This is a genomic window from Lysobacter sp. Soil_C_15, assembly GCF_057657315.1.
On the sequence record NZ_JBDGIR010000019.1, the window covers coordinates 1 to 7,805 of the forward strand.

Annotated in this window: 1 protein-coding gene; it reads left to right on the top strand. The window is 71.8% G+C overall.

Going from position 1 to position 7,805, the window contains the following annotated elements; genetic code table 11:
- The coding region (locus AC3A57_RS22790; RefSeq protein ID WP_487580991.1) for an amino acid adenylation domain-containing protein at positions 1-7,805 on the top strand (7,805 nt) is incomplete at both ends.

Sequence of the window (7,805 nt, forward strand, 5' to 3'; positions counted from 1 at the left end):
CGCCGCCATGCCGACGGCACCCTGGAGTATCTCGGCCGCAACGACGATCAGGTCAAGATCCGCGGCTACCGGATCGAGCTCGGCGAGATCCAGGCCCGCCTGCGCGCGAGCGAGGGCGTGCGCGACGCATTGGTGACCCTGGTCCGCGATCGCGACGGCGAACCGCGCATCGCCGCTTACGTCGTTCCCGATCCGGCGGCCGCGGACGCTTCCGCGGCGGACGCGCAGGTCGAGCAGTGGTCGGGCGTGTTCGACGAGCAGGCCGACGAGGACGGCGGCGACGGTTCGGATCGCTTCGACACGATCGGCTGGAACAGCAGCTACACCCGCGAGGCGATCCCGGCCGAGAGCATGCGCGAATGGCTCGACGCGACCTTGGTCCGGATCCGCTCGCTGAGTCCGCGCAACGTGCTGGAAGTCGGTTGCGGTACCGGCCTGTTGCTGCAGAACCTGGCCGCTGGCAGCCGACGCTACGTCGGCACCGATCTGTCGGCGCGTACCGTAGCCAAGCTGGCGCGGCGCATCGCCCGCGATCCGGCGATCGCCGCGGTCGCCCAGGTGGCCGCAGCGCCGGCGCACGACCTCGCCGCGGTCGAGGGACGGTTCGATACCGCCATCCTCAATTCGGTCGCGCAGTATTTCCCCGATGTCGACTACCTGGAACGCACCCTCGCCGCGATGCTCGCGCGGCTGGAGCCGGGCGGCTGCCTGTTCGTCGGCGACATCCGTCACTGGGGGCTGGGCGAAGCTTTCCATCTGTCGGTGGCCTTGTACCAGGCCACGGCCGGCGCAGGCGACGCGCAATTGCTCGAACAGGCCCGGCGGCGCGCGTTGGCCGACCGCGAGCTGCTGGTCGACCCGAGTTGGTTCCTGGCCCTGCGCGATCGCTACCCGCAGATCTGCGACATCCGCATTCTGCCCAAGCTCGGCGAACTGCATACCGAGATGACGGCGTTCCGCTACGACGTCGTCGTGCGTACTCGCGGCGAGACTGCCGAACCGGCGCCCGTGCCGCGTCCCGACTGGCGCGACGCCGCCGCACTCGAGGCCGCGCTCGACGCGGCCGCGGCCGATCCCGCCTCGATCGTCGGCCTGCGCGGCATCGCCCATCCCTGGGTGGCGCCGTTCGCGCGCATGCTCGAACAGCGCTGCGTAGCGCTCAAGTCCCTGCCGTACCGGCCGCAGGCCGAAACCGACGGGGCCAGCCTGGGCGTCACCCCGGCCGAACTGGCGGCGATGTGCGCGCGGCGCGGCTTGTCCTTGCGCCTGAGCTGGGCCGACAGCGGCGGCGACGGACGCTACGATGCGGCGATCGGCGCCGAATCGCAGCTGCAGGCGCTGACCGGCGCGTCGTTTCCGAGCGCGCCGCCGCCGTCGTCGTCGCACAGTTGGCCGTTGCTGGCCGCCGCTTGCGCCGATCTGCCGATGCGCCTGCGCGCCGCATTGGCGCGCGAACTGCCCGATTACATGCTGCCGTCCGCGTTCGTGCCGATGGCGCGCTGGCCGCTGACCGCGGGCGGCAAGCTCGACCGCGCGGCGCTGCCGCCGCCGGACGAGGGCGCGCTGGCGCGGCGCGCATTCGTCGCGCCCGCCGACGGCGCCGAAGCCGCGTTGGCCGGGCTATGGCGCGACCTGCTCGGAATCGAGCGGGTCGGCCGTCACGACCATTTCTTCGAGCTCGGCGGGCATTCGTTGATGGCGGTGCGGCTGGTGGCGCGTATCGAGGAAGCCTTGGGCGTGCAGTTGCCGCTGCGCGAGGTGTTCGAGCATCCCACCCTGGAGGCGATGGCCGCGCAGGCCGGCCGCGCCCGCGCCGGGCGGCTGCCGCCGGTGGTGGCGACCGCGCGCGATCGCGACTTGCCGCTGTCGTGGGCTCAGCAGCGCTTGTGGTTTCTCGACCGGATGGACCCAGAAGGCGCCGCGGCTTATCGCATGCCCGGCTGGTTCCGGCTCGAGGGCGAGCTGGACTCGGCCGCGCTGCGCCGCGCCCTGGATGCCGTGGTGGCCCGGCACGAAACCTTGCGCACCCGTTTTCCCGAGCTGGACGGAACCGCGCGCCAAGAGGTGTTGCCGGCCGAATCGGGCTTCGCCCTGGAACAGATCGACCTGTCGCACCTGGCCGAAGACGCGGCCTGGGCCGCGGCGCGCGCAGCCTGCCTGGAGCAACTGCAGGCAGGCTTCGACCTGGCCCGGGATACGCCGATCCGCGGCCTGTTGGCGCGGATCGGTCCGCGCTGCCACGCCCTGCTGGTGTTGCAGCATCACATCGCTTCGGACGGCTGGTCGGTCGCGATCCTGGCCCGGGAAGTGTCGGCGCTGTATGCGGCCTTCGCCGCCGGCCGGGCCGATCCGTTGCCGCCGTTGGCGGTGCAGTACGCCGATTACGCGGCCTGGCAGCGCGAAAGCCTGCCGGCGCCGTTGCTGGACCAGCACCTGGAATTCTGGCGCGCGCATCTGCGCGGCGCGCCCGACCGGCTCGAGCTGCCGACCGACTTCCCGCGGCCGGCCGCGCCGAGCACTCGCGGCGGCGAGCTGATCCGCCATCTGGATGCGCCGTTGTGCGACGCTCTGCGCGCGTTCGGCGCGGGCCGCGGCATGACGCTGTTCATGACCGCGTTGACCGCATGGACCGCGCTGATGGCGCGGCTGAGCGGGCAGGACGACATCGTCGTCGGCGCACCGGTGGCCAACCGGGTCCGCGCCGAACTGGAGCCGTTGATCGGCTTCTTCATCAACAGTCTGCCGCTGCGGCTGCGCCTGGGCGCGGCGGAGACGTTCGAAGGCTTGGCGCGGCAGGCCAAGGCGGTGGCGCTGGACGCCTACCGGCACCAGGACCTGCCGTTGGAACGGATCGTCGAAGCGGTGCGGCCCGAACGCGGCCAGGCCAGCCACGCGCCGCTGTTCCAGACCATGCTGCTGTGCCAGAACATGCCGCGCAGCGAACTGGACTTGCCAGGCATCGAGACGACCGCGCTGGAGCCGCTGCAGATCGGCGCCAAGTGCGACCTGACGCTGTACCTCAGCGAGGAACGGGGCCGGATCGAGCTGCGCTACGAATACGCGGCCGACCTGTTCGACCGCGCCAGCATCGAACACTGCGCAGACCATTTCGAGGTCCTGCTGCGGACCATGATCCAGGCGCCCGCGACGGCGATCCTGGCGGCGCCGCTGGCCGGCGCCGCTGCCGCCACGAGCGGCGTCGCCGCCGCGGACGGCGACTGCTTCGCCTTGTCGCCGCATCAGCAGCGACTGTGGTTCATCGAGACCTTCGAAGCCGGCAGCCTGTACCCGTCCAGCCCGACCTACCACAACCTGCCCTTGCTGATGCGCCTGAGCGGCGCGGTCGACGCCGACCGCCTGCGTGCCGCGCTGATCCGGGTCGTCGCCGCGCAGCCGGCGCTGCGCACGCGCATCGTCGCCGGCGAGGGACGTCTGGGGCAGCGTTTCGCCGACCAAGCCGAGCTTCCCTGGTCCGAGGTCGAAGCCGAAGCCGATCCGGTGCCGGCGGCGCTGGCCTGGATCGCCGAGCCGATGCCCTTGGCCGAGGGCGCGCTGTTGCGTGCGCGCCTGTACCGAAGCGGAGCCGACGGCGGGCTGCTCGCGCTCGCCGTGCACCATATCGTCGCCGACCGGGCCGCACTGGCGCAGATCGCCGAGGCGATCGCGCAGGCCTACGACGGCGTCGAGCTCGCCGCGACCGAACCCGGCGAGTACCTGTCGCGGCTGCACCGCGGCCTGGACGCGCGGCTGACGTTCGAGCCCGATGCGCTGTACTGGCGCCGCCAGCTGCGGGCGCCGCTGCAGGCGGTCGAGCTGCCGATCAATCGCGCCCGACCGACCATCCACACCTACACCGCCGCGCGGCTGGCGTTCCGCATCGACGCTGCGGTCGCGGCGTCGGTGCGGGCGACCGCCGCGCGCATCGGAGCCGATCAAGCGGCCGTTGCAGGCGCGGCTTTCGCGGCCCTGATCCGGCGTTACGCGGGGCACGAGGACATCGTGTTCGGCACCAGCGCCGCCGCCTCCACCGCCGGCGTCGTCGGCCCGTTCGCCAATCTGCAGACGATCCGCCAGCGCATCGACGCCGACACCCGGCTCGACGCTTTGCTCGCCGACAGCGCGCGCCTGCGCGCCGAGGCCGCGGCGCACGCGCAGGTTCCGTTCGACCGGCTGGTGCAGTGGCTGGCGCCGGAAAAGGACATGAGCCGGACCGCGCTGTTCGACCTGCTGTTCCAGTTCGAGCCAGCGGCGAGCCTGCGCCAGAGCGCGGACTTGGCCTGGCGCATCGTCGAGACCAATCTGGGCTACGGCAAGAACGACCTGCACCTGCTGGTCGCCGAGGACGACGAGGGCTACGCCTGCCACCTGGTCTACAACGCCGACTTCTTCGATCCGTGGCTGGCCGGGCAGATCGCCGGCCACTACGCCGCGCTGCTTGCTGCGGTCGCCGGCGACGGCGCACAAACCGTCGATCGGCTGCCCTTGCTGTCCGCGACCGAGATCGATCGCCAGCGCAAACTGGCGCACGGCGCGCAGGCCGACTATCCGCGCGCGCAGACCCTGCACGGCCTGATCGGCCTGCAAGCCGAACGGGCGCCGCAGCGCATCGCCGTCCTCGACCAGGACGCTAGCCTGGACTACGCGACGCTGGACGCGCGCTCCAACCGCCTGGCGCGGCTGCTGCTGGCGCGCGGCGCGGCGCCTGGCGACCGGATCGGCCTGCTCGCTGCCCGCTCGATCGAAGCGGGAGTGGCGATCCTGGCCATCCTCAAGGCCGGCTGCGCCTACGTGCCGCTGGATCCCGACGCGCCCGGCGAACGCATCGCCTTCGCCCTCGCCGACGCCGGCGTGCGGCTGGCGGTAGTCGCCGGCGGTGCGGCGCTGCCGCCCCTGCCTTCAGGCTGCCAGGCGCTGAGCAGCGACGACCCGGCCGCGGCGCGGCTGTCGGACGCGGCGATCGGCGTCGACGTGCAAGCCGATGCCGACGCTTACGTGATCTACACCTCCGGTTCGACCGGACAGCCCAAGGGCGTTCCGATCAGCCACCGCAACGTGGTCCGCCTGCTGGTCAACGAGGCCATGCCGTTCGACTTCGGCGGCGACGACGTCTGGTCGGTGTTCCACTCGTTCGCGTTCGACTTCTCGGTCTGGGAACTGTTCGGGGCCTGGGTCCACGGCGCCCGCGCCGCGATCGTGCCGGCGGCGCTGCGGCTCGATCCGCGCGGATTCGCCGATTGGCTGGCGCAGCAGCGGGTCAGCGTGCTGAGCCAGACCCCGTCCGCGTTCCAGGCGCTGGCGCGAATGCTGCCGGAGGCGACCGACCTGTCGGCACTGCGCTACGTGGTGTTCGGCGGCGAATCGCTCAACCCCGCCAAGCTGGCGCCGTTCCAGCAACGCCATCCGCAGGTGGCGCTGGTGAACATGTACGGCATCACCGAAACCTGCGTGCACGTGACCTTCAAGCGCTTGGGCGCGGCCGAACTGGCCAGCGCCGACAACAACGTCGGCCGACCGATTCCGACCACCTCGGTCTACATCCTGGGTCCGGACCGGCAACTGCTGCCGTACGGTGCGGTCGGTGAGATCTACGTCGGCGGGCTGGGTCTCGCCCGCGGCTATCTCAACCGCGAGGCCTTGACCGCCGAGCGCTTCGTCGCCGATCCGTTCCAACCGGGCGGGGTCCTGTACCGCTCCGGCGACCTCGGCCGTTTGCTTGAGAACGGCGACATCCAGCACCTGGGCCGGATCGACCAGCAGGTCCAGTTGCGCGGTTTCCGGATCGAGCTCGGCGAGATCGAAGCAGCCTTGCTGCGCCTGCCGGCGATCGAAGAGGCGGCGGTGACGGCGCGCGCCGACCTTAGCGGGGACCTGCGTCTGGTCGCCTATCTGGTGCCGGCGCGCGGGGCGCAGCTGGACGTGGCGGGGCTGCGCGCCGCGCTGTCGGCGACGCTGGCCGATTACATGATTCCGTCCGCGTTCGTGCCGATGGCGGCGTTGCCGCTGACCCGCAACGGCAAGCTCGACAGCGAACGCCTGCCGGCTCCGGATCGCGACGCGGTCGGCGCGCTCGCTTACCAGCCGCCGCAGGGGCGGACCGAAGCGCTGATCGCCGAGACATGGGCGCAGCTGTTCGATCTGCCCCGGGTCGGCCGCCACGATCATTTCTTCCGCCTCGGCGGTCATTCGCTGATGGTGGTGGCGCTGATCGAGCGGCTCGCCCGCCGTGGCCTGCGCCTGGACGTGCGCAGCGTGTTTTCCGCGCCGGTGCTGTGCGATCTGGCCGCCCTCGCGGCCGATGCGGCGCCGCCGCCGGCGCCGGCCGGTCCGGCTCGGCTGCCGCAGCTGGAGCAGGCCGAGGTAGGCGCGGCTCTGGCCGCGGCGCGCGGGCGCATCGACGACCTAGAGGACGCTTACCCCCTGTCGCCCTTGCAGCAGGGCATGTTGTTCCATCACCTGCGCGACGAAGGCCCGGACGCCTATCTGATCCGGACCCTGCTCCAGTTCGACCGGCGCGAAGATCTGCAGGCCTTCGCCGACGGACTGCAGGCGATGATCGACCGTCACGGCATCCTGCGCACTTCGGTGCATTGGCAAGGGCTGGAAGAACCGCTGCAACTGGTGCACCGCGGCGCCCGGTTGCGGGTCGAACCGGTGGCGCCGGCACCGGGCGCGACGGCGGCGCAGGCGCTGCTGGAGGCCAGCGATCCGGCGCGGCTGCGCTTGGACCTGACCCGGCCGCCGCTGCTGCGCGCGTGGAGTGCGTACGACGAGGGCTCCGGCGCCTGGCTGCTGGCGTTGCTCAATCACCATATCGTCAGCGATCACGTCAGCCTCGAGCTGATCTTGGCCCAGGTCGCCGCGCGCGTGCGCGGCGAGCCCGACGCGAATCACGAGGCGGCGCCTTACCGCGAGTTCATCGAGTCGGTGGCCGCGACGCCGGATTCGGCTCACGCGGAGTATTTCTCCCGTCTGTTGGGCACGGTCGACGAGATCACCGCGCCGTTCGGCGTGGCGACGGTGGCCGACGGCGTCACCGGGGCGAGCAACGCGGTGCGCCGGGTCGAGGCCGAGCTGGCGCTGCCTCTGCGCGAATGCGCGCGCGACGCCGGCGTCAGCGCCGCGGCGGTGTTCCACCTGGCCTGGGCCCTGGCGCTGGGCGCCAGCAGTGGACGCAGCGACGTGGTGTTCGGCACGGTGCTGAGCGGGCGCCTGCAGAATCCGGCCCTGGCCGCCACGCCGGGCGTGTTCATCAATACTCTGCCGATGCGGGTCGATCTGGACGCGGAGTCGACGCGCGCCGCTTTGCGCGCCGTGCACGCGCAGATGGGCGCCTTGCTCGAACACGAGCACGCCTCGCTCTCGCTCGCCCAGCGTTGTTCCGGCCTGGGCGCGGGTCTGGCGCCGTTCGCGGCCCTGATCAACTACCGTCACAGCGCGGGCCTGCTGGCGGGAATCGAAGACGCGGGCGGGACGGGCGCGGCGGACCACGCCTTCGGCATGCGCCTGTTGGTAAGCGACGAGCACACCCACTATCCGCTGGCGTTGTCGGTCGACGACTACGGCGCGGGATTCGCCTTGAAGGCGCACTGCGCCAAGGGCATCGAACCGGATGCGGCGCTGGACCGCGTCGAGCATGCCTTGCGGAGCTTGATCGGAGCGCTGGAGGCCGAGGTTCGCGGCGGACCGGTCGCCACGCCGTCCGCTCTGCCCTGCGTGTCGGCCGCCGAGCGCGCCCGGCTGACCCTGGACTGGAACGCGACCGCCCGCGACTGCCCGCAGGAAGTGATGCACGCCGGTTTCGAACG